The following is a 25,331-nucleotide window of genomic DNA, read 5'->3' on the forward strand; positions in this document are numbered from 1 at the left end:
GTGATTTTAAATGCGAATTAGTGGACTAGCATCAGGTTTTGATACGGAGAAAATGGTAAATGATTTAATGAACGCGCACCGTATTCCTATGGATAAAATAACTCAGAAAAAACAATACCTTGAATGGCAGTTGGATGATTATCGCTCAACAAACAGACAACTGTTTGACTTTAGTAAAAAGACGTTTGACACAATGATTTTATCGACGTCATTTTCTGCGAAAACGGTGAATGTTTCTTCGCCTAATGATGTAGCGATTCGAAATATGGGATCTACTAGTGATTTTTCTGGGACGATTAAAACGACTCAATTGGCTGAAAATGCAACATTGCAAGGCGGAAGAAGCATTAAGTTTGTTGAGCATGAAATTGGGGAACCAAAAGCGAAAGTGATGCAATCGGTAAATACAAAGCTTAGTCAATTGGGAATCACCGGAACGGAAATAATTATCAATGCCCCAGATAAAAATGGTAATATGCCAGAAGACGGTGTCAAAATAAAATTTGATCCTGAAAAAGATTCACTAAGTTCTGTTCTCAGTAAAATAAATGAATTAACAGGAGTAAGCGCATTTTATGATTCGCATACAGGAAAAATTGCGATGACTGCTAAAAATAGTGGTGCTGGAAATATTGAAGTTACTGGTGATTTAGGCGAGTCTTTGGGATTATCTACATTTACTTTTAAAGGTGAAACATCGAAAACATCTACATTAAGAAGTCTCGACGTAGAGGCGACTGAAATTCAACTTAAAAAGCCCGATGGTACTGTTGAAACGTTAACTTTTAAACCAGAAGACACTTTAGATGATGTGTTGAAAAAGTTAAATGAAAAAGCCGGGGGAATTGCATTTGGGATTTCGGATACAGGAAAAATTACGCGTCTCCCAGGTAATGATGAAACAAAAAACTTTGCAATCACTGGTAATTTAGGTTCTGCATTAGGATTAGGTAGCACTAGTACTGCAGGTCAAAATGCAAAATTCAATTTAAATGGACTTGAAACGGAGCGTTCATCGAACACATTCCAAATCAACGGTTTTGAATTTACATTAAAACAAGTAACACCACCAGGCGCAACACCTGTTAATTTTAGTTCCGCGCCAGACACCAATAAAATATTCGACACTGTCGTTAAATACGTGGACGAGTACAATAAGCTTATCGAAGATTTAAATAAACAAATCCGTGAACCTAAATATCGTGATTTCCAACCCCTTTCTGCTGAACAGAAGAAAGATATGAAAGAAAATGAGATTGAACAATGGGAAGAAAAAGCGAAGAGTGGTACATTACGAAATGACAGTACGATTTCCAATATGCTTACTCAAATGAGGTCCGCATTAATGGGGTCTGTTGGTGATGAACTATTATCAAGTCTTGGTATTACAACCACCAAAGATTATACGACCAATGGCAAGCTCGTTATTGATGAGAAAATATTAAAGAAAGCAATTAGTGATGATCCAAATAAAGTACATCAAATGTTCTCCAAAGACGGAGACACTGTTGAAGAGCAAGGGTTTGCTCGTAAACTTCGAACAATTATCGATAAAACTCAAACGTCTATTGGCGCCCGTGCAGGTAAGATTGGATCTGTTAATGATACGTTTTCACTTGGGCGCTCGCTAAAAGAAATGGACAGCCAAATTGCACGTTTTGAAGAACGTTTAAAAATGACGGAGAATCGCTATTGGAAACAGTTTACAGCGATGGAGACTGCTATTAATCGTGCCAATTCCCAGTCAATGACCCTAATGAATGCGTTCAACAACAATTAATTTAAATAGGTACGAAGAGTTAGGAGACCAACTATAAATGGCGATGAATAATCCCTATGCAAAGTATCAAAACAATACTGTTAACACATCAACTCCTGGCGAACTTACGCTTATGCTCTATAATGGATGTCTGAAGTTCATTGAACAAGCAAAAAGAGCGATGGATGATAACAATATAGAAGAAAAAAATAAATCCGTTCAAAAGGCGCAAGCAATCATTTCTGAACTGATGTTGACGTTGGATTCCACATACCCGATTTCAGCCAATATGCTTGTGCTTTATGAGTTTGCGAATAACAGACTCATTGATGGTAATATTCAAAACGATAGTGCCTTATTCGATGAGGCGTCTGACATCATAAAAGAATTTCGCGATACGTGGAAACAGGTTATTCAAATTAATCGACAGAAACAGTATGCGAATGTTTGATCACTCCGAAGATGAAATAGAGATATTGAAACAACAGCTTGAATTGATCAAGAAAAAAGATCGAGTTCTTGAAGAGATTGAAATTAGACTTCATCAAATGAAGACAATAGCACAGCAAGCGGCGAATAATGACTTGCCAATGAAAGAACGGGAACAGTTGAATGAGCAGATTCAGGAGCATCAGACTGTTATTAAAACATTGGAAAATTATATGAATAGCGGATTTTGAGGTTACTGAGTAGCTATTCGTTTGAGAAAGTCTATCCATAAAAACTATTGCTGTGGAAAACCCCAATACTTAAAACTGTTTTTGTTCGCTGAACCTATTGCGAGGATAGAACTGTAAGAATAATAAGAGAGCTGCCCTGAGATATTGAGTGGGAGTTCTTTTTTTTTTCGAATTTTATCTGAATTACTGTTTATTTGAATTAATAATGAATTCACTGCGTAGTTATAGTATAATAGGCTTATAGTATACGTTGAATATAATACCTTAGATATAGAATGGGAGAGTAGGAAAATGAAGTTATTTAGTATGATTGGTACAGGAGTAAACACGATAGGTGGAGGCATAGTTAAGGCTGGTGTAAATTTAACTGGAACTCTAGTTAGTACAAAATTTCCTAAAACAGGTGACTACATTAAAGAAGTTGGACATACGGTTGTCATGTCATCGACAAAAGTCATTTCGAATACAGCACAATTTGCAGACGGCACTGCTACAGGGGCGTATGGTGTGTTCACGAAGGATGAAGAGAAAAAGTCTGAGGGTTGGGCTGATATGAAAGGTGCATCTGTGAATACTGCAAAAGGAATTGTAGGCGGTGTTGTCTACACGGGGAAAAGTGTTGGACAAACGGTGAATGGTGTTATTCGTCAAGATCGTGATCAGTGGACGGGTGGTTTGCAAAACCTTGGAAAGGCAACAGCTGTGATGATAGTGGGCGTAGGGGTTTTGGAAATGATCGATGCTGATGTAGTGGAAGCTGTGGGGGTAGATACTAGAAATATGGCGCTCGACGGTAATGTCCATGAAGTGACCGGTGTTCCTTTTGAATCGAATACGATTGAGGGCGCAGACGGTGTTTCGATTGGAATTTATCCGGTATTTGATGCTGCTTTTGAAGCACAGTTACCTGAAGATGCTTATTTATATTCAGATACTGTTCATATCGGAATTGCCAATATGGATCTTTACGAAGCGATTCAGGAAAATCCATCTCTTGCAAATGATTTAGGCTTTAACCTACAAGATGTTGAAAATCTGCAATCCTCTGTTACGCCAGATGGATATGATTGGCATCATCATGAAGAACCAGGCCGTATGCAGTTAGTGGAAGAAGAAATACACGGCAGTACAGGCCATACTGGTGGACGTAATCTATGGGGTGGCGGGACCGATGCTCGATGAGTAATTTCAAAAGGGAGCGGCTTTATGCAAGAATTTAAAAACGGTGTAATACTAGTGTTAAAAGATGACTTCGGTTTCCACAAAAGTCATCTTTTTTAAATACCAATGTTTACGTGCATCGTTATAATGCTTAGTCTTCCTTAAATATCGATAACGGCAGAACTGCATTAACAACAAATTCCCCAACATTAACAACTTCAGAGATTTTTAAATCTACACATAAACTTGAAAGCAAGTACGCATCTACGGGCGTCATATTGTAACTTTCCGAGATATGGTCGATCATTGCACGAAGTGCGTCTTGAGAGGCTTTATAAAGATCCGGCCCTACTCCAGACGTTCCGTAAAAACCTTTATCATTTACTTTCGGTGTCAACGGACCTTTCGTTTGAAATTGCGCGGACGGAATGGACTTCCCCTTAATAAGCGTGAATTTCAAACTTGCATACAACGGACATTCTAGTGCAGAACCACAAACTTCTCCGTCGCCTTGGCTCGCATGACCGTCTCCAATACTGAACAATGCGCCGACTTCTTCCACGGGAAGATATAATGTTGTTCCAACAGTCAATTGACGTGTATCGATGTTTCCACCGAATTTTCCTGGTGGCATAATTCCTTGGTCCACTGCATTTGCCGGACAGACACCCATTGTTCCTAAAAAAGGTTCAATTGGGATTTTGATATCGTCGCGAAAATGAATATACTCGCCGTCCGATAAATCGAATGTTCGTAAATAGGCGTCTGGAAATTCCTCTGCTAATAAACCCATGCCCGGAAGAACTGCTGTCCATCCCCATCCTCTAGTTTGTAAATCCAGTATTTCTACGGCAAGTGTATCTCCTTTTTCAGCACCTTCAATATATACTGGCCCTGATAATGGATATACTCTGTCCCAATTAAAATCGGTAAGTGATTCTGTCGTTGATTCGGGATTGAGCTGATTATCCGTTACTTCAATCGTTTCAAAAATAACGGTGTCGCCACTTTCAATTGTAACGATAGGTTTATTATTGACGTCCCACTTAAAATGGGAGGCGTCCTTAGGAAAGTAATGCGTCTTAGACATAAATCGTTTCCCCCTTATCTAGTAATCTATCAAAACCGTATCACTTTTCAGAAATCTTATCAAATTAAAAGATGTTCACCATTCTCAATCACTGTTACTTTCCATGAACTCTTTACCTTACAATGGACTTATTTTAAAAAAATACGGACTTCCTTTGGAACGTGTGTTCTTTTGCGTTATAATTAATCCGAAAATTTAGAAATTATAATGACTAGAAGAGGAGGATTAGATTGACTAGTTTACTTGTGCTGGAAAGACCTAGGTCGTACGGTGTGGATGTTGTGAATCAAGATGGGCTTTGGAAGAAAGTAATTGGGGATTTGTTTAAAGACTTTTTATTGTTTTTTGCACCAGATTTACATGGGGAAGTTGATTTTTTTAAAACGCCAGACTTTTTACAACAAGAGCTTTTTAAAGAACTCCTTGATAACAAGAAAGGAACCAATCATGCGGACCAAATTGTGAAAGTTCATATGAAAGATGGAAAAGAGAAGTGGATATTGGTTCATATTGAGGTCGAAGGTTCGGCAGATGCAGATTTTCCAAAGCGGATGTTCAGGTATTTCTATCGGATATTTGACAAGTTTGAACGTGAAATTGTAGCGTTTGCAGTAATGACTGGTCCAGGTAAAATTGAGCGTCCTTTGGGGTTTACTTATTCATACTTTGGCACGACACTCAATTACGCGTATAATGTTCATAAGGTTTCAGATTATGATGCAGCGGATTTGGTGCAGTCAAATCGGTTGTTCAGTAAGGTCCTACTTGCGGCAAAGTATTTTCATCAAACGGAAAATAAAGCCGATCAAAGGTATCGATTCAAACAGAAATTAATGCGTGAGGTTTTGAAATTAGAAGGTCATTCTAGGGAATCGATTACGGCAGTTTTTTATTTCATAGACTATTTGTTACGATTGCCCGAAGAAATGACGCGGCAGCTAACGGAAACGATGCTGGCTGAATTAAGAGAGGAGAGGGAAAAGATGGTTCAACATGATAGCGATGATTTATCCTCAACACTTGCTGAATTTATGGCGATTGAAACGCAGGCAGCTTTGGAGCTGGGTATTGAACAAGGTATAGAGCAGGGCTCAGAAAATAGTAAGAAAGATTTTGCCTTAGCTTTGTTAAATGAAAACTTTGAAGTGGACTATATTGCGAAATTGACGGGGTTAAGTGTGATTGAAATAGAAAAGTTGAAAAAGGTAATATAATAGTTTTTTCTACTACTGTGCTCCATACTCCTTCGGCACTATTAAGACTAATCATCTCGAATAAAAGTGATTCTGAAGTATTAAATAAATGACCTAACTTTGAAGCGGTTTAATAAAAATCCCGTCCACCTTTATAAAAAAAGTGGACGGGGTTTTCTGATTACTCATGAATTAAGGTTGAATTCCTCAGCTAACAATGTATAGGATTTATGGCGTGATGTTGTTTCAGTCATCATATTTAAAATCATTATTTCATCAACAAGAGCTTCTTCTGCAAGAGTACGCAGTTTGGCTGCTACATTCTCGGCACTTCCAATGACGAAACGTCCTTTGCCTTCATTTCGAGCGGCTGTTTCTGCTGCTGAATATACATGTGAACTGGCTTCATCAAGTGTCGGCGGTGGAAGCTGAAAAGTACCGGTTCCCCAGCGAGCCCATTGTAATTCTGCAGGGCCTGCTAAATATTCAGCTTCTTCATAGGTTTCGGCAGCAATCACGATGATGGCCAAAATACTTTTTGGTTCGGGCATAAATGTCGAAGGTTCGAAGTTTTCACGATACGCCCGTAGCATTGGTACTGCTAACTGAGGGGAAATATGTGCGGCAAAAACAAAGCCGAGCCCTTGTTGCACTGCAAATTGCATGCCGCCATTGCTTGAACCAAGCATGTAGATATCTGGAACTAAAGATTCATCTGGAGACGGTGTAATTTTGCTGAAAGGATGCTCTTTTGGAAAGTTTCTAGAAAAGAACGCAAGCAGTTCACTCAGTTGCTCCGGAAAATCATCCCCTGTAACCGCCTCGCGCGAACGTCGTAAAGCATATGCGGTCATGCCGTCCGTTCCGGGTGCACGACCGATTCCTAAATCAATCCTACCGGGGTGTAAAGCTTCTAGTAATGAAAAATTCTCCACAACTTTTAGCGGGCTGTGATTCGGCAACATAATACCGCCTGAACCAACACGAATACGTTTTGTAACACTTGCCGCATGTGCACTTAATAAATCTGGAGAACTACTCATTTGGTATTTCGTATTATGATGTTCCGCAAACCAGTAACGTGTGTAGCCAAGTTCATCTGCCAACTGTATGAGTTTCGTAGAATTTTGTAATGTTTCAGTTGCCGTCTCTCCGTTATACATTGTTGCAAGATCCAAAATGGATAATTTTAATTTGGATTGTGATTGTACTGTTGTCATACGAAAACCCCCTTTTTATTAGTTAGGTTACTAATCGTTGTTCATTAAAGTAGAACGTACTTCTTTCACTGAGTCAAAGAATGATGCTTTTAAGATGCATATAATTAATAGAACTAGGCTTGATGTTTCATTAGGACGTTTTAGAAGTCTGATTAGGGGTATACATATAATGTAAGCAAAAGTCTTAGGAGGAATTTAATATGAGTAAACAAAAGACAGCAGTTATTACGGGTGGCGGTCAAGGAATTGGTAAAGGGCTTGCAAAACGTTTGGCTAAAGACGGGTTTGCACTTGTCCTCAGTGATATGAATGAGGAAGTGTTGAATGCAACGGTTCAGGAATTTAAAGATCAAAATATAAATATTGCTTCATATGTAGGTGATGTATCGAAACCGGAAGATCAGAAAGCGCTTGTTCAAACAGCTGTGGAGCATTTTGGTAGCGTAGATGTTTTCATTAATAATGCTGGAATTGAACAAGTAGCTCCAATTGATAATATTGAACCCGAGGCGTTAGAACTTTTATTCCAAATTAACGTTTTTGGTACTGTTTACGGAATCCAAGCTGCCGCAGAGCAGATGAAGAAACAGGAAACCGGTGGTAAAATCATTAACGCATGTAGTATTGCAGGACATCAAGCCATGTCGATGTTAGCGGGTTACTCTGCAACCAAATTTGCTGTTCGTGCTTTCACGCAAGCTGCTGCACAAGAATATGCAAAAGATAAGATAACTGTAAATGCGTACTGCCCTGGAATTGTAGGGACAGGCATGTGGGATCGAATCGATGCGGGAATGGTCGACTATATGGGACTAGAAAAAGGCGAAGCGTTTAAGAAGTTTGCTGAAGATATAGCTTTGGGTCGCACACAAGAACCTGAAGATGTCGCAAACTTTGTCTCTTACTTAGCTTCTTCAGATTCAGATTATATGACAGGACAATCCATCATGATTGATGGTGGAATTGTCTTTAATTAATATAGATGGAAGGAACCAAGTCCGAATAATGGACTTGGTTTTAATTTTATATCGTGAGTTGTTAGCATTTTATGTAATAATAGGGCGCATATGGTTTAGAATTATGAAAATGGGGTATACAAAGAATAGAACGGGAGATTCGGAAGTGACTCTCTTATTTAATTTTAATACGTTATTAGACTTCCTTAAGTTTGTTAAAAATTAATGGAGGGATATTATGTTGTATGAAATTGTAAAGGATTTTCCAAACGAATTATTTGAAACGAAAGCTGAAACATTTATATCACTGTACCAACCTACCCACCGTCATGGACCCGAAAATCAACAAGATCCAATTCGGTTTAAGAATTTGATTCGAGAAGTAAGTCAATCCTTGGATACGAAATACGATAAAAAACAAATAGAATCATTGTTGAAGCCTTTCGAAGCACTGGCTGCAGACAAAGAGTTTTGGCAGCACACTGCCGATGGTATGGCCGTATTTGCAACGGAAAGTAAATGCATCGTTTATATTCTACAACGTCCGGTTGAAGAATTAGCGGTTGTAGCAGACAGCTTCCATATTAAGCCGCTCATACGGATCTTTCAATCCGCAGATCGATATCATTTATTAGGCATTAATCGAAATAACTTTACGCTATATGAAGGAAACAGATATGGTTTTGAAAAAGTTAAAATCGATTCCGAACTTCCTCAAACTGCTGAAGAAATACTTGGGAAAGAGTTTACAGAATCCCATGTAACTGCAGGTGGACGAGGCGCAGGAGGTTCAGTGGTGTTCCACGGAGCGGGTAGTAAAAAAGACGAGATTGATAAAGACATCGAACGTTATTTCAGATCCGTTGACCGTTTAGTATTAGATAATTATTCGCGACCAATGGGATTGCCACTGATTTTGGTGTCGCTCGATGAGTACCATACGCCTTTTCACAATTTAAGCCATAATCCTTTTTTACAAAAAGAAGGAATTAAAGCGGATTATGAAACGTTCTCCATAGAAGAATTAAGAGAAAGAGCTTGGGCGAAACTTGAGCCCGTATATATTGCGAAAACAAAAGCGCTTATTGATGAATTTGAAAATGCACGCGCACAAGACCAAGGTTCTGATGACATCGTTCAAGTGGCTAAAGCAGCTGCCGAAAACCGAGTGAATCGAGTACTGATTGAGTCGGACCGCATTATTCCTGGAAAAATCGATGCAGAAACAGGTGCCCTAACTGAAGAAGCACTTGAGAATCCAGTAGTAGATGATATATTAGACGACCTTGCAGAGTTGGTATTCAAAAATAAAGGCGAAGTAGTTCTATTGCCGAAAGAAAGAATGCCAAACGATCGAGGAGTTGCGGCTACTTATAGATACTAAATCTATAGTTCCTGCAATATGTAAAATAAGGACAAGAACTCAGCCAAAGCACTATTGGCTGAGTTTTTTTGTATTCAATGAATACTAACTGTATAATTATTATTCCGCATTTCACTCAACTTTTACTTGCCCAAGCCGATATAATAAATAATGGTAGATTGGAAATGGCAATTTAACTTTCAAATAGTATGAGTAATTAATGTTTCTAACAGAAAAGCACTAAAAAGGAGATTATACTAAATGGCTATGAATAACCCTTATGCAACTTATCAAAATAACTCAGTAAATACATCGACACCCGGCGAACTCACGCTAATGTTATACAATGGATGCTTGAAATTCATTGAACAAGCGAAAAGGGCCCTGGCTGACGGGAAAATTGAAGAGAAAAATACAGCTATTCAAAAGGCGCAAGCTATTATTTCAGAGCTCATGTTGACACTAGACACGAAAGTTCCTGTTGCTGCAAATATGCTTATTCTTTATGAATTCGCGAATAGCCGACTCATTGACGGCAATATTAAAAACGATGCAGCTTTATTCGATGAAGCGTCAACGATCATTATGGAATTTCGTGATACATGGAAGCAAGTCATCCAAATAAATCGTCAAAAACAGTACGCGAATGGGAATACTTTATGATTCGCCCTGCACTGATTGCTTGGCGTGATGCAACGGAAAGCTTATTGGCGGCCGCAAAACAAACTGCTGATGATCAAAGAGATGAGACGATTGCAATCATTGAATCGCTTTTAAATAAGCGGGACGAACTTCAATTAGAAATTGCAGAACCTTTCACAGATGCAGAAAAGGCATTGGGCAAGCAACTCGGTGTAATGGAAGCAGCTGTTCAAAAGGAACTTACTCTTTTCACAAATCGAATCCGCATAGATATCTCAGAATCCAAATCAAAAAAAGATCACGTCAAAACGTATGTCAATCCTTACGGCAATGTTGCGCGCGACGGAATCTATTACGATACGAAACAATAAATCATCCCGGTGGAGAATAGTTCTCTACCGGGATTTTTTCGTCTAGCCATACTCCAAAAGATAAAAAGGCTTAGTTTTGTTATCATTCTTGTATGAAGTTCATAGCCGAATATCAATTGTTATCGATACGAACATACGTTGTAATTTATAGATAACTTACAAACATCAGGAAAATACATATATATAAGAAAATGTTTCAGGATATAAAAAGAAGGGAGGACAAAGCGGTGAGTGATAAGATATTACAACAAATATTGGAGGAACTATCCGGTGTGAAATCAGATATCTCCAGTATGAAATCAGATATAATAACTATGAAATCCCAGTTGGATGAAAACACACAAATCGTTAAAAGCATTCGTGATCATCAAGAAGAGACGGATGCTAAACTGGAAAATCTAACGATAGATGTTCATAGTATGCGTGGCGATTTGACAGAGTTAACTAATAATGTACTTTCCAGCAAAAACGAATTAGAATTCACCTCACGTAAGACTTATATAAATGAAATGGAAATTTTTAATTTGCGAAGAAGCAGTTTTGAAAGTAAGACCACTTAAATCAGTGCAGCACATCGAAGATTATCGTTGTGCCGCGCTTTTTTTGTACCTAAAATCCGAATAATCTACTCAATGATAAATCCTCGTGTAATCTGACAATTCCAGTTATACTATTCATAGGAAGAAGGATAGGGGGATGCCAGTGGAGGATCAGTTGAATCGACTTGCAAGATGGTCGAAAGTGATGATTTCGTTGGAAGAATTATCGGCTATATTTTACAAAAAGGACCAAACGTATGAAGAGTTAGCGGCAAGAATATTGGAATTAGAAAACGAACAAATTCTTCAACCTGTGAAAGCCGCGGGACAAACTATGCGTACTCCCTCAATTGCCCACCGTTATCGAATCGATAAGTCCAAGATTCAAGATGATTTTTATGGGCAACTTCATCGATACAATGAGCAATTTCATCCTGCGATTCGGTTGGATCGCTATTATTCTTTAACTGCAGACATATTTTCTGGAGACCTTCCTTTTATTAAACAAATACATACGTACTTAACGAATTATGGATTGCCTAAAGATGCTGTTCCTGCACCCGAAAGAAGTGTTGAGCTTGTAGGGGATGAGAAGTGGATTGATGAAAGTGGGGGGCGGGCGCTGCTTGAGCGAATTGCGCTTTGGGACCTTATGAAGATTATTCCAGTATCGGATCCACTGATGATGGCTTTCAATGTTCAATCTGTACATAATCCTGGCCAATTTCATCTGATTGTTGAAAATAAAACGACCTATCAAGCACTGTTGCCTGTTTTACCAGAAACGGTTTTCTCAACACTGATTTACGGTTGTGGTAATAAGATTGTTAAGAGTATTGAACAGTTTGATTGGCAATATCCAATTGGAACCGCGAATCATACATTCTACTATTTTGGCGATGTCGATCGATCTGGATTAACGATTTGGCATTTATTAAATGGAAAACGAACAGTTTTACCAGCAATCCCTTTTTACGAAGCTTGTTTATGTAAAGAACCATTTCAGGGCGAGACAAATCAGCGTAGAGATATTGAGGCGGTTCAACGTTTTGTCGCTGCGATGCCAAGTGCAAAGTCTATTCAAACGTTACTTGACGGTGGGTTTTATTATCCGCAGGAAATCGTGAAGTCTGCTGAACTCGGAAAGATTTGGAGGGACTGGTCATGGAATCTTATCAATGGGAAGGGCTAACGGACGGCTATAAAGAGAGAATGAGAAGACTTGCATTGTTTGATGGTTTATATGAGTTGAAACGAAGCCGGGACGAGGACATGAATCAAGTTCGTATTGATTTGTATGGTCTTGGTCTTTTGTCGTTGCTGTTCTTTTTTGAACATAAGCTGCTCAGAAGTAATCGTGCGGGGAAACTGGAACTTGCAGAGTATATAAAGCATGTAACTACTGGGAAATATGAACTTTCCGCTAAACAAGATTTGCTTCTTGCGACGAAACTGATTGAGGTATTTCGACCTCCAGGTGGGAAACGAAAAGAAGTGGTGTTTTATAATTGGGACGCAGGAAAAGATGAAACAATCACTTTTTCGATCTTGAAAGACAATGGATTTGATGCGGAAACAGGCAGACAGTTTTACACGTTGGATGAAGATGGCATTGAACTAATCTTTGCGACGAAAGAGTTTTACAGTGAATACCAGTTATCGATCAATCAGTTAATGATTCGAAAACAACTGGAAAAAGGGGAGTACAGCAGTGCGCTTCGACAAATTAATGAGATGCGCATTAATGTTGAAACACTTCGTGATCGTATGACGAAGTTGAAACATGAAGTGCTTCGAAATATCGTTTCTGAAGATACATTTGAACGATATAAAAAACTGCTTGGAGATATTCGGTTTAGACTCACACGTGAAAATGAAGAGTTTGTCGAACTAGAAAACTTTGTTCATGAAACCCGCACGCGTTTGTTTGAAAAGGATTACCATTTGGAATCACCGAAAGCATATAGTTATATTTTATCAATCACGAAAGAGCTTGAAAGTGTACATAATGAGCACTCGAAATTACTAACAGAAAGCCAGGTTTTGATTAACGATACGCTCGTTGCAGCGCAGCAATCACTCTATTATATGGGGGTTGAGGCGTTTAATTTTAAACAAGATATCGTGCTTCCAATTGTCAATAAACCACTCCCGCTTGAAACGATGAAAGGGGTTTTACATCCCTTTTTCAAACTGCCACATGCAGATATTTGGTCACCGCTTGCAGTGTTGGAGGCACAAAGTTTCAGGGATGAGCGCACAGATTCAGCGGAAGAAACGTTTATGAAAGTCGATGACCAAGTCGTGGATAGTGCGGATCAACTAATGTTGAAAGAACATTTTACGGACTATATGAATTTGCTTATGAAAGCAGTTGGTGAAGGGGTTCATTCGCTTGCCGAAATAATTGAAGGGATTAAAGGAACGGAGTTGGAAGCATTTTTGGAGTGGCGTACATTTTATCATTTTTGGCTGTACATTCACCAACGTTCGCCCATTCGATTTGTGGATGAAATCAGGGATGAGGATGAAGAAATTAAGACGTTTCATGAAGTGTTTAAACAACTTGGTCGTGATGTGTTAACCGTAATTGAGGAGAAAGAAACGATTCAAGCAACTGCGCGTTATACCATTCAAAATATGACATTTACAATAACCAGGGGGGTGGATGAGAATGCGATATAGTGAGGAAAAAGTAATTTTGGCGTTCCAAGTGTATCGAGATTTGGCTCGGGATGGTGTTGTAGGTTCGGAATGGTCTACGGTTTATAAAGCGGATGACGATGTACGAGATTTACTAGATTTGTTTGCGAAGGAAGTAAGTTGTGTCAATGTGGCTGTCGGGAATGAGCTATTTTTAATTCCAGAGACGAGATTGTCACCATTTCATGTGAATAATGAGTATTTAAAGCGGCATTATTTCACAAGTCGTGCGGTAAATGCGGATATCTATTTAATGTATTTTAGTACACTAATCTTATTTGGTGTATTTTACGATAGTTACCAGTCAAGAGAAGCGACGCGGGATTTTGTAGGGTTGGAAGACTGGGTACGTGAAGTGCATGATCAGATTCAATCGTTAAAAGAACATGATGAAGAGACATTGAGAAAGGAAGAGAAAGCATTTTCTTATAACTGGATTCAAATTATTGAGAAGTGGGATGCGATGGATGATCTTCGGGAAAGCGCGAAAAGACAAACAGGAAATACAATCAGCCGTATGAGTTTTATTGACGGAGTGAAACGGTTTTTAGTGGATCAGCAACTTGTTTTGGAAATTGGCAATATGGAGATTACACTGACCGAGAAAGCGAAGACGATTATTCAGAAGTATTTCATGGACTTAGAATACAATAAAGGGATTTTTGAATTTATTTATCAAACAGAACAGGGGGATACTGATGCCGGCAATTAGTCAAATTCGATTTACAAATGTCGTTTATGAAGAAGGTCAGAAACGGTATAATGACGACATTTTTAAATTTGATGGATATAACGGAGCGATAGTTCTTGAAAATGGCGGCGGTAAAACGGTTCTGATACAGACGTTGTTGCAGGCAGTTATTCCTCATACAAATTTAGGAGAGCGAAAAATACGAGATACGCTAAAGTTGGAGGGCCCCGCACATATTGCGATTGAATGGATTATTTCTGAGCGACCCCGGCGTTATGTCGTAACGGCGGTGAGTTTGTTTTTGAGTGATAATAAAGTGGATTCATTTAAATATGTGTATGAGTACGGTGCGAATGATGCGGATCGAATTGAAGAAATGCCGTTCGTGAAAGACGATGGAAAACGACCTGCTGAGCGCTTTGAAATTGAGGAGTACTATAAGAAGAAAGTGCAACAATCGCCACTCGCGAAAATGTTTGACACGATAAAGTCCTATCGACATTTTATAGAAGAGCACTATCATATTATTTCGGATGAATGGGATAGTATTGTCAAAATAAATCAAGACGAAGGCGGAATTGAACGCTTTTTTGAGAACTGTAAAACAGAAAAACTATTATATGACCGCTTACTCATCCCGACTGTAGAATCGTCCATATCCGGATTTGATGAAAATCGATTTGCGGATACGTTTGAAGAACAGCAGAAGAGTTTCAAATTGTATAAGGAATTGCGTGCGCAAATTGGCGAGTATGAGTCGATTGAAGAGGAATTAAGTGCGTATGTTGCGGCGAATGAAGTCCTATATACAAAAGAACAGCAGTATATAGAGCACAAATCCCGTACAAAAGGCGTCTATGGATTGGCGAATAAACAGAAGGAGAAGAGTAAACAAGAAATCGCTCTTCTTGAACAGGCCATGGGAGAGTTAAAAGTAGAACAAGCAACACTGGAATCTCGTCGCGACTCCCTTGTAATAAGAATGACGGAAGAAGAGTTGGCGGGACACCAAGAACAACTCCAAGAGATTACTGAAGAGAAAGAACGTGTAGATGAAAATGTGCATCGTCTAAAAAAGATGTATTATTCTTTAATGCTCGCAAAACAGAAAATGAGTAGGCATGTGCAATCTGAATTGGTTGCCTATTATAAGGATGAAATTACGCAGTTAGACAAAGAATCCGACGCTACTCATCTTTCGGATGAATTACATACAGCGCATCAACAAATAAGTGGCTATTTTATCGAGCAAGAAAATCTGTTGGAAAAAGAGCTTACGGGTTTCACACATGAACTTAATCCAATAGAAGATGAACTTAAGGCGTGTGCTAAAGAAAGTGAACAGTTCCAAAAAGAACATATTCGTTTAGAAAAAGAACGTGCGGAAAAAGAGACGTGGATCGATTCACTCGAAAAATCTATGATGAAAATCAGACAAACGATTTTGTCGAATACACAACAAGAAACGGTTTCTGCACTGCTTCCACAATGGATCAAAGAACATGCGCAAGTTGAAGACTCAATTGTTTCTCTTCAAAATGACACTAAAAATTCAAGGCAATCGCTTATAATTGAAAAAGAGAAGAAGGAACGTCTAAATAGTGAAATCACAGCAGATTTAATTGACCTGGCGAAAACTGAAGACACTGTGTCGCGAATGGAAGAGGCGCAATTGAACCAAAAAGAGCAGCTGGGGAAGTTGAGTTTCAGTTTAAGCCGGATAGATTCATTATATATGAAGCAAAGTTCCGTTGAACAAGACTTGTCGCGAACGATTGAGCGACTAAAAGAGGACAAAGAGGAAAAGCTTTTAGTGGAAAGAGTAGCCTACCGATTTCTGGACGATTATGCGGGGCAAGATGTATTCTTTGCGGATCCTTTTATGGAGAAACAATTACAACGCTGGACAAACACGATAGGTTTAATAGACACGGGGATTCGTTATTTAAATGGTCTGAATTTATCAATTGACGAACAGCTGAAATTATATCCATATTGGCCTGTGACGCTCATTACAACGGCAGAAAAGAAAACTGCACTTATTGAAAAAGTAGAGAAGGTTCGAGAAAACTTGCTTTACCCAGTGCATGTAATTGATTTACAAACTGCCAAGTCTTTAGTTGAAGGAAGTGGAGAGTTTATATCCAATGCAGTTTTACCTCTCCATTGGAATCAAAATGCTCAAGCAGAATCGTTTCGTGCATGGAAAGAAACCCTTCGAACAGAGGCAGATCGGATAAAGGGTGAACGACAAGAAGTGGAAGCGAAATTAAATGCTTGGGAAGAAGGGCATTTGTCTTTCACCAACTTTTTTAAGAAGTATCCGTATGAAGTATTGAAAGAGACGATTGAGAAGGAGCAAATTTTAAAAGACAGACTTCATTTGAAAAAGAGGCTTTTACAACGTTGTGAAACAGAGTTAACTCGTCTAGAAGATACGATTCAATCAAACGAACGTCAAATTGCCGATTTGAAAGATCAGCAAAACGGTTTTGGGAACCGTATTTTGGCTGGCCAGCAACATGAAAGTGAAGCGAAAGAGCTCATTCATTATAAAGAAGCGTCTGAAACTGTTCGTTTGGCTATTGAAGGTCTGCATCTTGATATACGTAGATTAATGCGAAGGCAAAGGGTTTATGAGGATGAAAAAAGAGTGCTTCAAGAAAATATGTCATCGATTACTATGAGAATCCAAATGTTGAAATCGAATGATTACTATAAAATCGTAAAAGATCTAACGCCTTTATTCACGGACAAAACATTCGAATTGTTAAAAGAAACAGCAGAATCGATAAAGCTTTCCCTAAATGAACTATCACGATCACGTGGGGAACTAGAAACAAAACTAGGGAATGCACGTGAGCGATTAATAGAAGCGGAATCTGAAATTGAAAGGGTCCAAAGCGACTGGGATGAGTTCGATGAACAATCATTTCCGGAAAATGGTGATGCTGAAATAGATCGATTGCGTCGAAAAGAGAAAGTTGAGAATGAACAGCTAAAAGAAAAGACAATACTATTGAATGAACAAACAACAAAAGTCGCGATTGTTCATTCGAAAATAGGTGAACTAAAGGGGAACTTTGAACGGAATTTTCCGGGCGTTGAGATTGTTGCTTTTAATCAACCGTTAAAAAATGTTCAAAGTACGTTAAAAGTAGAACATGAAAAACTAAATGAACAAGAGAAACAATACACTGTAGGATTAAAACGTTTTGGTGAAGAGTTGCAAAAAGTGGAACAAGCCCTTATTGAGCTTGGAAAATTTGTAGAAGCACATCATTTCAATTCGGCTTCTATTGAAGAGAAGCAACTGTCGGAAAGTGATGCCAATGAATTTACGTATGAACCTTTGCGTATTGTTCGACAGGTTACAAATGAAATGAAGAAAGCGAGCGACGCTGTAAAGGAAGAGTCAGAGCGTGTGATTAATGATCGTCATAATTTTAATATGTACGTCCGCCGTAATATGTCGGATGCGAAAATGCGTGATAATTTAATCCAAGGACTTGAATACAAAAGGGAATTCACGGAACTCGTCGAATTTCAGCAAAATATGCGTGCAAAAATGAATAGTGTCATTCGGTTCAACGAAGAAAGCATTCGTGGCCATGATGAACAGCTTGAGCACTTTGTAACTTATATGCATGAACATGTGCGTACGGTCGTCCGTGAGCTGGAAGTTATTCCGACAAAAACACGCATTAAGTTTGGTACGGGCATGAAGCAAATTTATAACTTCAGTATTTCTGATTGGGAAGAAAAAGAAGGACTTCTCCGTCTGCGCACATACATCGACGAGATATTGGAATGGATTGAGCATCCCAGGTATGTTGATCCTGAATGCAAGTTGAATAGCGGAAAGGTTCGTTCGGATATTGAAATGTGGTTTGCTACACCGCAATTGCTTCGTATTGTTTTACAAAATGGCGATATGAAAGTGTCTTGCCGTAAAGTAACGAATAACAATGAAGTGACATCTAGGTCTTATTCTTGGCGCGAATCAAATGAATGGTCTGGTGGTGAAAAATGGAGTAAAAACATGACACTATTTCTTGGAATACTCAGCTATGTGGCGGAGAAGAAAAAATTGCTGGATACGTCTATGAAACGAAATCGAGTAGTTGTATTGGATAACCCATTCGGCAAGGCTTCAAGTGAACATGTGTTAAGTCCGGTCTTTTTCATCGCGGAAAAACTAGGATTCCAAATGATCGCATTGACCGCGCATGCGGAAGGTAAATTTCTACGCGATTATTTTCCCGTAATGTATAGTTGCCGATTACGGAGCGCTCAAAATACAGAGAAAATGATTATGACAAAGGAGAAAACCGTGAATGCGGCCTATTTCCAAGACAATGATCCAGCTGCATTTGAGCGGATTGGCGAGTCTGAGCAATTAACGTTGTTGGATTAATCGTGTGTGAATTTGTTGATGGATGTTAAATCACCAGGAAATATATTCTACTTGAGAGAACTGTTTGAATTTGGCATGTGAGAAGATAGCGAATGACTGCTGTCTTCTTTTTTTATGAATGAGGAATACACTTAGAAATTTGCCTATTCAGAATACTTATCTTTGCGTTGTACGAACAAATGTTTTATAATGTAATGAAAAGGTGGTGTTCGTTTTGGTGATTCTTGTTAAAGAACGGCATGATACTTACAGTGGAAAGCTTCTTGACTTGCGAAATGACTACGTTTTCAAAGCGTTTTTTGGGGATAAGCGAAATACTGAACTCTTATTGAAGTTTTTAAATTCAATTCTTGATGTAGAACTTCATGTAATTGAATTGACGGATCCTCATATTGAAGGCAATCATCCCAAAGATAAAAAATCAATTATGGATGTGCGTGTTCGAACAAAGGACGGCGAACAAATTAATATTGAGATGCAAATGGAAGGACATCGTGCTTTTACAGAAAGAATGTATATGTATATGGCAAAGATGTATGTGAGTCAAGATGAGGTCGCTAAAGAATATACTCGGTATAAAAGAGCAATTCAAATCATTATAACTAATTTTGAGCTCTTAAAAGAAAAAGAATTTCACAATGTCTACAAAATAACGAATCAGAAATCACACTCGATTTTCACAACACATTTCGAAACACATGTACTTGAATTACCAAAACTAAAGGAAGAAAATGGGCTATTGACAACTGAACTTGAAAAATGGTTATTGTTTTTAAAAGGCGATCAAAAAGTAAAGGAGGAACTGGCTATGGAAAGTACCACGATGAGAGAAGCGTACGAAGAAATTGAGAGACTGAGTCAAAATCCTGAAACAAAACGCTTGGCTGAATATAGAGAGCGAGAATTAAAAGACATTCAGCAGAGGGAATATGATGCTCGGGAAGATGGAAAAGAAAAAGAAAAGAAAGAAGTAGTGATTAAAATGTATGGCGAAGATCTACCTACCGAACTGATTTCAAAAATCACTGGCTTAACTCTTGAAGAAATCAGTGAAATTATAAAGTCGATTTAGATGGTATGATAAATTCAGATTTCTACGTGTAGACCATCGTGAATTGTATAAGGAAACTTCCTACTTGAAGAATGAGCGAACCAGCAGTTAGCATCTGTGGGTTCGTTCATTTTTAAATGGTTCCTTTACGTTCATATGCGCTTATTCCACATATTTTTAATGTACATATTTAAATAAATTTCGCTGTATAGTAAAGTTAAATTGAATTACATTTATCAAATTGTAATCAGTACATTCCGCAACCCGCAGAAAGAACTATTCCTAAAGAGGCTTAAAAAAATGAACAAAAAGAAATCTGGAAAACAAAGGAAGAATTTGGACGTTGATATAGATACACAGAATGAAACCTTCTACTTTATTGCTGGGTATACATCTGGAGGTGCTCCGTATGGAATAACATGGGAAGAAGCCTATGAAGATGGTTTAATTGAAAAAGATGACGGAGAAATAGGAGATGAGATACAAGGTGAACATCCATTCATTTGAAAATGAAGTAAGCAAAAAAATAGTGGATCGCGGATTAGACTATTATGAAAATGGAAATATATTAGTTAAGGAATTTCAAGGGAACAACACTTATTCTTTTCTTGTCTCAGGGACGACAAACTATAGGGTCAATGTACGCATAGATGATAATGGATCGATTTTGTACTCTATTTGCGGATGTCCATATGATATGGGTAACGTTTGTAAACATGAGGTAGCGGTATATTATGATCTTAGAGAAATATCAGTTGTAAAAAATGAAAATAAACCTGAAAGGCAGTCTGATTTGAAAGAAGCTCTAAGTCATTTGACAAAAGAAAAGCTGATTGAAGTACTAATGGATCTATCCAGTAAGGATTTGGTGTTGAAAAATCATCTTCTGGATCACTATTGTAAGGAAGATCCTTCATTCGTAATTGATACATGTAAAAATCTCATCGATGAAACAATAGAGGAATATGCAGGTGAGGATAAATATATAAGTTCTCGCGATGTACCCTTTTTTGTAGACGAAATAGAAGATGTATTGGACATTGTGAAAGACCAGAAGGAACATTTACTTGCTTTGTTCCTTGCAGGAATGTTGCTTGAAAAAAGCATGGGGGTATTCCGATATTCGGATGACGCAGATGGGGAGTTAGCAAATTTAATTGACCGTACATTGGAATCTATTAAAGAAATAGCGGTTAAAGTAGTTGCTCTGAATGAACAAGAAAAATTTATGAGCAAGATTTTTGCACTGTCGGATAGTCCTGTATTTGAGGGATGGGAAGACTACCGAAATGAACTGCTGGCCATTTGTCAGGAATTTTCATCAAATGAGATTTTAAGACTAAGGCTTACACGAAAAATGGAGAGTTTATTATTGTAAAGACGCTAACTCGATACATAAGAAAACAGTCCAACTTTAAAAACCAAATCGCCCAAATCAACACTACGAAAAATCCTTTCTGTAAATTCTGAATCGGTTTGAATCAGAATAGATCATTCTCAAATACAGGTTCAATGAAAAAACACTCAGTTTTGAATAATGAAAAGACTGCAGAAGTACTTATATCTACTCCCTGAAAAATAATACCGAAACTCAACCCGGGCTTGATAAATAAGTGCAAGATTTACTTGCCGAGGATATACTACTCGTTTACCTCGATAACACTGGACTTCTTGCGATATGCATGAAGTCTTTTTCTACTTAAGGGACACGAAAAAATATAAAACGTTACTATTTCAAATGGGGAAAATTGGGTGTTTCTATAGTGTTTCATGAAAAAGGTATTATAAGAATAACAACCTGAAATTTTTAAATATCATGTCTCTACAATTCTAATATTTTCCATTAATTTAATTTAATTGGAATATTAAGAAATGTTGGACAAGTAATAGGCAGTAGTATACAATAAAAAAAGACAAGCTAATTAGGTCAAATTATGTCATAAAATAGCATATAGTTATTATTAGTGCTTTTTTTTGTAAACAAATTAATACAGAAGGATTATACGTGTAGATAGTCCTTTAGTCTTTCGCGGTCTGAATTACGAATTATACATATAGAGATGTCGGATTTTGAGGGATATAGTTTTGGAGGTGAGTGTGGTGTGAAAAAAGAGGCGAAAAAAAGAAATCCCTGAGTAAAACAAAGTCGTGAGAGACTTACTCAGGGATCTGCGTTGGAGTATACCAACTATGGTCAGTATACTCCTTTTCTATCAAAAAGATAGTTGTGAAAATTGAAAAGGGGGATTAGTAAATGAATCGAAGTGGAACTTATGTCATTAAACGCGAAACAATGTACTTTAATCCGAAGCATGATAAACATGGATATTTATATACACATATAGTAGAAACGGATCGAGTGCTTAAAATAGCACTAAGTCCAACAGAATTAATTGACCAAAACCTTAGATACTTTGGTTCAAGTTTTAAAGGAGCGAGTCAAGGTTCTCGAGCAATTTTAGGGAACGTAACGATGTGTCCAATAGTTGCTAATGAAAAGCTTGATTTTTATTGGTTTCCAACTAAATCACCTACAAGCCCAAATTGTATATGGTTTGCATTACACCATATTGATAGACACGAATCGATTTGTAAGAAAAAGACTAAGGTGTTTCTGAGTAATGGAACCACTTTAGATATAGAGTTAAGTGCGTATTCATTTGAACGGAAAATTCAACGAGCGTATAAACTAAAATATAAAATAGAAGAACGAACAAGATTGAATTCAGTTTTTGTGAATGAGTCAAATGTTCTGTATGATATTTATAAACAGGACGTTGATTGAAACTGGAATAATTAAAGGTCGTACAGCAAATGGATTCTACTTTGCTGTACGACCTTTTTCACTTTTTTAAATGAAGATTATTATTCCGGGTACTAGTTGTAAATGATACTAAACTATCATTTCCTTATGCCGATAATATAAGTAATAATGTGTATATTTTGAATAGGAGGGTATTCGGAATGGTTAGTCGTATGGATGGTGGGGGTTCTTCGCAACAAGGGGTTGTTCAAGTAGACAAAATCACTCCAACTTTGGAAATCAAAGTAGCACCGGTACAAGCATTTCCAAATAATACAGAGAAGAAATCGGATAATGAACAACATCTTCCTGCAGAGAAAGCGCAGCAATTAATAGATAGTATGAATACATTCTTGGAAACGTCCAACACGCAATTGCGTTTTAAATTTCATGATAAGTTGAATGAATACTATGTAACAATTGTGGATCCACAGACGGAAGAAGTCATTCGAGAAATTCCTTCCAAGAAATTGATGGACATTCATGCTGCTATGCGAGAGTTTGTGGGCTTACTCGTAGACAGAAAGATTTAAGTGCTTCTATAGAGAGCATTAAAATAGAGGTGGAGATTCCTCTACCTACTTTTACTGCATAGAAATAATGAGTGGTTGTTCATTCAATACTATAACAATTAGCTTTTAGGGGGAATTTGAATGCAGAGTGTGGCAACGATTCGAAGTAAAGAGTATGCGGATAAAAACTTAATTCTTTTAATAACGTTAGGTGGATCGAGTTTTATTGGACTACTCTTTTATATAGTAACCGGACAAGAACTAATTAAGACGGGAAGTATGGCGATACCGGTTATTTTTACGATCCTAACTTATTTCTTATCAAAGAAGTACCGTGTTTTTGAAGAAATATTTCCGTGGATTGCACTAAGTTTAACGGCCTTTGCTACTTTATTTAGTGCTGTTGTAGGCGAACCATCCTTAGCAACTATTGGAATTGCATTCTTTATATTAGGAATATCAAGTGTGCATTCATCAAGAAGTCTGATGTCTTACGGAACAGTGCTTGCGGTTTTAGTTACTTTTTCGTTTCTTATTAAGTTTCCTCATCAAGAGATCATTGCGGATAGTAAAGGAACTCTTCTACTTGTTTTAATTTTGCTTGCGGTTGGGTTATTCATTCAAATTAGTCAAACGAGGAAGCTTGAAGAAAAAGTAGGAGTGTTTACTGCTGAACAGGCATCATTAGCGCTTCAGGAAGAAGAGAGACATCGTTTATTGAATACAGGTGTAAATCGCGTAGCAGATGATTTAACGAATATTAGTGAGACGGCTGCACGGCATTTAGTAACTCAACAAGAATTGTTGGGAATAATGGATGGAGTTTCAGCTGGAGTAGAGCAAGAAGCGTCTCAAATTGCTCAAATCGCACAAAATGCAGAGCGAACGACGAAAGAAATAGATGGTATGCACGGTGAAACACGTTTCATGAACGAAAATACATTGCAACTGAGAACTGAATCGAGTGAAATTGTTGAGTTGATGGGAAATTTGAGAAACGGTATGGGAGATGTTGAAGAGTTCTTGAATGGATTAAATGCTTCGTTTGATGAACTAACGGTAAACATTCAGAAAACGAATGCATTGGCGAAATCGATTGAAACGATTACAGGACAGACAAACCTTCTTGCATTGAATGCGTCCATCGAAGCTGCTCGAGCTGGCGAACACGGTAAAGGTTTTGCAGTTGTTGCGAATGAAATTCGAAAGCTTGCGGGAATGACTGCAGACACACTTGTTGAAATCAATACAAATCTAACGGATGTGAATGATACGAACAATCAGTCCAGACTGCAGTTAACGGACAGTACTGGAAAGCTTTCTGCGCAAACGGCGTTTACAACCGTTGTTGAAGAAAAGGTTGTGGGCATGCATAGTTTGTTATCTGAATTGCATTCAAAAATCAGTACGTTTGATGGGAAAATGGCCTTGATTACAAAAGATACAAATGATATTGGATTAATGACGGCATCCTTTGCAGATTTACTTTCGGAGTCAAGTGCTTCATTAGAAGAAGTCAATGCGTCCATTCACACAACGGTAGTGGACAATGAGCGAATGGTTCATACCATTGATGGAACGATGAGACGGACGCGAAGTTTGTCGAATGTGGAGTAAAGGAAGTTTTTTTGGTATAATCGGGTTAAGTTAAAGATATGCTAAGGAACGGGGTGTAAGGGATGTTATATAAACGATCGGAGTATTTTCGTTATACATTCGGTAAACCCTTAGATGCGAAGTTTAGAATTGTTATGGGAGAAGCCGAGGAGCAAAAATCAAAGAAGGGAGATTGTACCCTAGTTGACTTGAGTCCTGGTGGTGCCAAGCTCCTTGCAGAGTTTGATATTCCATTTTCGCGTGATGCTGTGAACATTCAATTGGAATTCACTCTGTATCAAGCGAAAATAGAAGTTCTTGGTACGCTCGTTTGGAAAGAGTCCTATCAAAAGGATTTTCTGTATGGTTTTGATTTTGAAGAGGATTTGGAAAAAGAGCAATTGATTGTAGCTGAGCTCAAATTGCTAAGGAAATCCGAAAGTAGTGAAAAACAATAAAATAACTATGTCCTGTAAACCTTGTCCAGACAAGGCTCTCTCATAATTCGACAAAATTCTTTTTAATATTTATGTTTCTAGAAGGGTTATTGTGGGAACGTATAGAAGTGTACAGGAGAAGGTAAT

General features: G+C 38.0%; 23 protein-coding genes. 21 read left to right on the plus strand and 2 right to left on the minus strand.

Annotated elements, in window-relative coordinates:
• Positions 1-10 precede the first annotated feature (10 nt).
• From fliD to ACFSFY_RS02180, 4 genes are all read left to right on the plus strand, one after another.
• The gene (gene fliD, locus ACFSFY_RS02165; RefSeq protein WP_381535531.1) at positions 11-1,780 is read left to right on the plus strand and encodes a flagellar filament capping protein FliD; all 1,770 of its coding nucleotides are present in this window, start codon (positions 11-13) and stop codon (positions 1,778-1,780) included.
• Between the two features lie 37 nt (positions 1,781-1,817).
• On the plus strand, positions 1,818-2,210 hold the full coding sequence (gene fliS, locus ACFSFY_RS02170) for a flagellar export chaperone FliS (protein ID WP_381535532.1): 393 nt from the start codon (positions 1,818-1,820) through the stop codon (positions 2,208-2,210).
• Complete coding sequence (locus ACFSFY_RS02175; protein ID WP_381535533.1) at positions 2,203-2,439, plus strand: hypothetical protein; 237 nt, start codon at positions 2,203-2,205, stop codon at positions 2,437-2,439. Before fliS (ACFSFY_RS02170) ends, ACFSFY_RS02175 begins: the two co-directional genes overlap by 8 nt.
• Before the next feature lie 291 nt (positions 2,440-2,730).
• Positions 2,731-3,621: an HNH endonuclease gene (locus tag ACFSFY_RS02180; protein ID WP_381535534.1), complete on the plus strand. Its 891-nt coding sequence runs from the start codon at positions 2,731-2,733 to the stop codon at positions 3,619-3,621.
• A 130-nt stretch (positions 3,622-3,751) separates the two neighbouring features.
• On the opposite strand, the gene ACFSFY_RS02185 is transcribed toward ACFSFY_RS02180, so the two are convergent.
• Entirely contained in the window at positions 3,752-4,690 is a 939-nt protein-coding gene (locus tag ACFSFY_RS02185; protein WP_381535535.1) for an acetamidase/formamidase family protein, read from the minus strand.
• Between the two features lie 230 nt (positions 4,691-4,920).
• Here ACFSFY_RS02185 and ACFSFY_RS02190 point away from each other — a divergent pair, with 230 nt between their 5' ends.
• On the plus strand, positions 4,921-5,904 hold the full coding sequence (locus ACFSFY_RS02190; RefSeq protein ID WP_381535536.1) for an Rpn family recombination-promoting nuclease/putative transposase: 984 nt from the start codon (positions 4,921-4,923) through the stop codon (positions 5,902-5,904).
• Between the two features lie 164 nt (positions 5,905-6,068).
• Here the strand turns inward: ACFSFY_RS02190 and ACFSFY_RS02195 are convergent, their stop codons facing one another.
• Entirely contained in the window at positions 6,069-7,103 is a 1,035-nt protein-coding gene (locus ACFSFY_RS02195) for an LLM class flavin-dependent oxidoreductase (protein ID WP_381535537.1), read from the minus strand.
• A gap of 200 nt (positions 7,104-7,303) precedes the next feature.
• Here ACFSFY_RS02195 and ACFSFY_RS02200 point away from each other — a divergent pair, with 200 nt between their 5' ends.
• The 16 genes from ACFSFY_RS02200 to ACFSFY_RS02275 all read left to right on the plus strand — a co-directional run bounded on the left by ACFSFY_RS02200 (position 7,304) and on the right by ACFSFY_RS02275 (position 25,205).
• Entirely contained in the window at positions 7,304-8,080 is a 777-nt protein-coding gene (locus ACFSFY_RS02200) for an acetoin reductase (RefSeq protein ID WP_381535538.1), read from the plus strand.
• Positions 8,081-8,297: 217 nt separating this feature from the next.
• Positions 8,298-9,443 (plus strand): baeRF3 domain-containing protein, encoded by a 1,146-nt coding sequence (locus tag ACFSFY_RS02205; protein WP_381535539.1) that lies wholly within the window; start codon positions 8,298-8,300, stop codon positions 9,441-9,443.
• Between the two features lie 240 nt (positions 9,444-9,683).
• A complete protein-coding gene (fliS, locus tag ACFSFY_RS02210) occupies positions 9,684-10,085 on the plus strand; it encodes a flagellar export chaperone FliS (RefSeq protein WP_381535540.1) in 402 nt (133 codons plus the stop codon).
• Positions 10,082-10,435, plus strand: coding sequence for a flagellar protein FliT (gene fliT / locus ACFSFY_RS02215; protein ID WP_381535541.1), 354 nt, complete (start codon positions 10,082-10,084; stop codon positions 10,433-10,435). Before fliS (ACFSFY_RS02210) ends, fliT begins: the two co-directional genes overlap by 4 nt.
• Positions 10,436-10,662: 227 nt before the next feature.
• Positions 10,663-10,995 carry a hypothetical protein gene (locus tag ACFSFY_RS02220; RefSeq protein ID WP_381535542.1) on the plus strand — a complete coding sequence of 111 codons (333 nt, stop codon included), beginning with the start codon at positions 10,663-10,665 and terminating at the stop codon, positions 10,993-10,995.
• A gap of 142 nt (positions 10,996-11,137) precedes the next feature.
• Positions 11,138-12,166 carry a Wadjet anti-phage system protein JetD domain-containing protein gene (locus ACFSFY_RS02225; protein ID WP_381535543.1) on the plus strand — a complete coding sequence of 343 codons (1,029 nt, stop codon included), beginning with the start codon at positions 11,138-11,140 and terminating at the stop codon, positions 12,164-12,166.
• Entirely contained in the window at positions 12,139-13,659 is a 1,521-nt protein-coding gene (locus ACFSFY_RS02230) for a replicative DNA helicase (RefSeq protein WP_381535544.1), read from the plus strand. The genes ACFSFY_RS02225 and ACFSFY_RS02230 overlap by 28 nt, the downstream gene beginning before the upstream one ends.
• Entirely contained in the window at positions 13,649-14,389 is a 741-nt protein-coding gene (locus tag ACFSFY_RS02235) for a DUF6063 family protein (RefSeq protein WP_381535545.1), read from the plus strand. Before ACFSFY_RS02230 ends, ACFSFY_RS02235 begins: the two co-directional genes overlap by 11 nt.
• On the plus strand, positions 14,376-18,785 hold the full coding sequence (locus ACFSFY_RS02240; RefSeq protein ID WP_381535546.1) for a hypothetical protein: 4,410 nt from the start codon (positions 14,376-14,378) through the stop codon (positions 18,783-18,785). Before ACFSFY_RS02235 ends, ACFSFY_RS02240 begins: the two co-directional genes overlap by 14 nt.
• Positions 18,786-19,002: 217 nt before the next feature.
• Positions 19,003-19,857, plus strand: coding sequence for an Rpn family recombination-promoting nuclease/putative transposase (locus ACFSFY_RS02245; RefSeq protein WP_381535582.1), 855 nt, complete (start codon positions 19,003-19,005; stop codon positions 19,855-19,857).
• Positions 19,858-20,136: 279 nt separating this feature from the next.
• Entirely contained in the window at positions 20,137-20,343 is a 207-nt protein-coding gene (locus tag ACFSFY_RS02250; RefSeq protein ID WP_381535547.1) for a hypothetical protein, read from the plus strand.
• Positions 20,324-21,214, plus strand: a complete 891-nt coding sequence (locus ACFSFY_RS02255; RefSeq protein ID WP_381535548.1) for an SWIM zinc finger family protein — start codon at positions 20,324-20,326, stop codon at positions 21,212-21,214. Before ACFSFY_RS02250 ends, ACFSFY_RS02255 begins: the two co-directional genes overlap by 20 nt.
• Before the next feature lie 876 nt (positions 21,215-22,090).
• Positions 22,091-22,621, plus strand: coding sequence for a competence protein ComK (locus ACFSFY_RS02260; protein WP_381535549.1), 531 nt, complete (start codon positions 22,091-22,093; stop codon positions 22,619-22,621).
• A gap of 179 nt (positions 22,622-22,800) precedes the next feature.
• Positions 22,801-23,172 (plus strand): flagellar protein FlaG, encoded by a 372-nt coding sequence (gene flaG / locus ACFSFY_RS02265; protein ID WP_381535550.1) that lies wholly within the window; start codon positions 22,801-22,803, stop codon positions 23,170-23,172.
• Positions 23,173-23,292: 120 nt separating this feature from the next.
• On the plus strand, positions 23,293-24,768 hold the full coding sequence (locus tag ACFSFY_RS02270) for a methyl-accepting chemotaxis protein (protein ID WP_381535551.1): 1,476 nt from the start codon (positions 23,293-23,295) through the stop codon (positions 24,766-24,768).
• Between the two features lie 62 nt (positions 24,769-24,830).
• Complete coding sequence (locus ACFSFY_RS02275) at positions 24,831-25,205, plus strand: PilZ domain-containing protein (protein ID WP_381535552.1); 375 nt, start codon at positions 24,831-24,833, stop codon at positions 25,203-25,205.
• Positions 25,206-25,331: the final 126 nt, after the last annotated feature.

The organism is Sporosarcina siberiensis (assembly GCF_042681925.1).
Taxonomy (GTDB): Bacteria; Bacillota; Bacilli; order Bacillales_A; family Planococcaceae; genus Sporosarcina; species Sporosarcina siberiensis.

Coding starts and splice junctions, on each gene's coding strand:
- fliD (WP_381535531.1), top strand. CDS start 11: ATGCGAATTAGTGGACTAGCATCAGGTTTTGATACGGAGAAAATGGTA.
- fliS (WP_381535532.1), top strand. CDS start 1,818: ATGGCGATGAATAATCCCTATGCAAAGTATCAAAACAATACTGTTAAC.
- ACFSFY_RS02175 (WP_381535533.1), top strand. CDS start 2,203: ATGTTTGATCACTCCGAAGATGAAATAGAGATATTGAAACAACAGCTT.
- ACFSFY_RS02180 (WP_381535534.1), top strand. CDS start 2,731: ATGAAGTTATTTAGTATGATTGGTACAGGAGTAAACACGATAGGTGGA.
- ACFSFY_RS02185 (WP_381535535.1), bottom strand. CDS start 4,690: ATGTCTAAGACGCATTACTTTCCTAAGGACGCCTCCCATTTTAAGTGG.
- ACFSFY_RS02195 (WP_381535537.1), bottom strand. CDS start 7,103: ATGACAACAGTACAATCACAATCCAAATTAAAATTATCCATTTTGGAT.
- ACFSFY_RS02200 (WP_381535538.1), top strand. CDS start 7,304: ATGAGTAAACAAAAGACAGCAGTTATTACGGGTGGCGGTCAAGGAATT.
- ACFSFY_RS02205 (WP_381535539.1), top strand. CDS start 8,298: ATGTTGTATGAAATTGTAAAGGATTTTCCAAACGAATTATTTGAAACG.
- fliS (WP_381535540.1), top strand. CDS start 9,684: ATGGCTATGAATAACCCTTATGCAACTTATCAAAATAACTCAGTAAAT.
- fliT (WP_381535541.1), top strand. CDS start 10,082: ATGATTCGCCCTGCACTGATTGCTTGGCGTGATGCAACGGAAAGCTTA.
- ACFSFY_RS02230 (WP_381535544.1), top strand. CDS start 12,139: ATGGAATCTTATCAATGGGAAGGGCTAACGGACGGCTATAAAGAGAGA.
- ACFSFY_RS02235 (WP_381535545.1), top strand. CDS start 13,649: ATGCGATATAGTGAGGAAAAAGTAATTTTGGCGTTCCAAGTGTATCGA.
- ACFSFY_RS02240 (WP_381535546.1), top strand. CDS start 14,376: ATGCCGGCAATTAGTCAAATTCGATTTACAAATGTCGTTTATGAAGAA.
- ACFSFY_RS02250 (WP_381535547.1), top strand. CDS start 20,137: ATGAACAAAAAGAAATCTGGAAAACAAAGGAAGAATTTGGACGTTGAT.
- ACFSFY_RS02260 (WP_381535549.1), top strand. CDS start 22,091: ATGAATCGAAGTGGAACTTATGTCATTAAACGCGAAACAATGTACTTT.
- flaG (WP_381535550.1), top strand. CDS start 22,801: ATGGTTAGTCGTATGGATGGTGGGGGTTCTTCGCAACAAGGGGTTGTT.
- ACFSFY_RS02270 (WP_381535551.1), top strand. CDS start 23,293: ATGCAGAGTGTGGCAACGATTCGAAGTAAAGAGTATGCGGATAAAAAC.
- ACFSFY_RS02275 (WP_381535552.1), top strand. CDS start 24,831: ATGTTATATAAACGATCGGAGTATTTTCGTTATACATTCGGTAAACCC.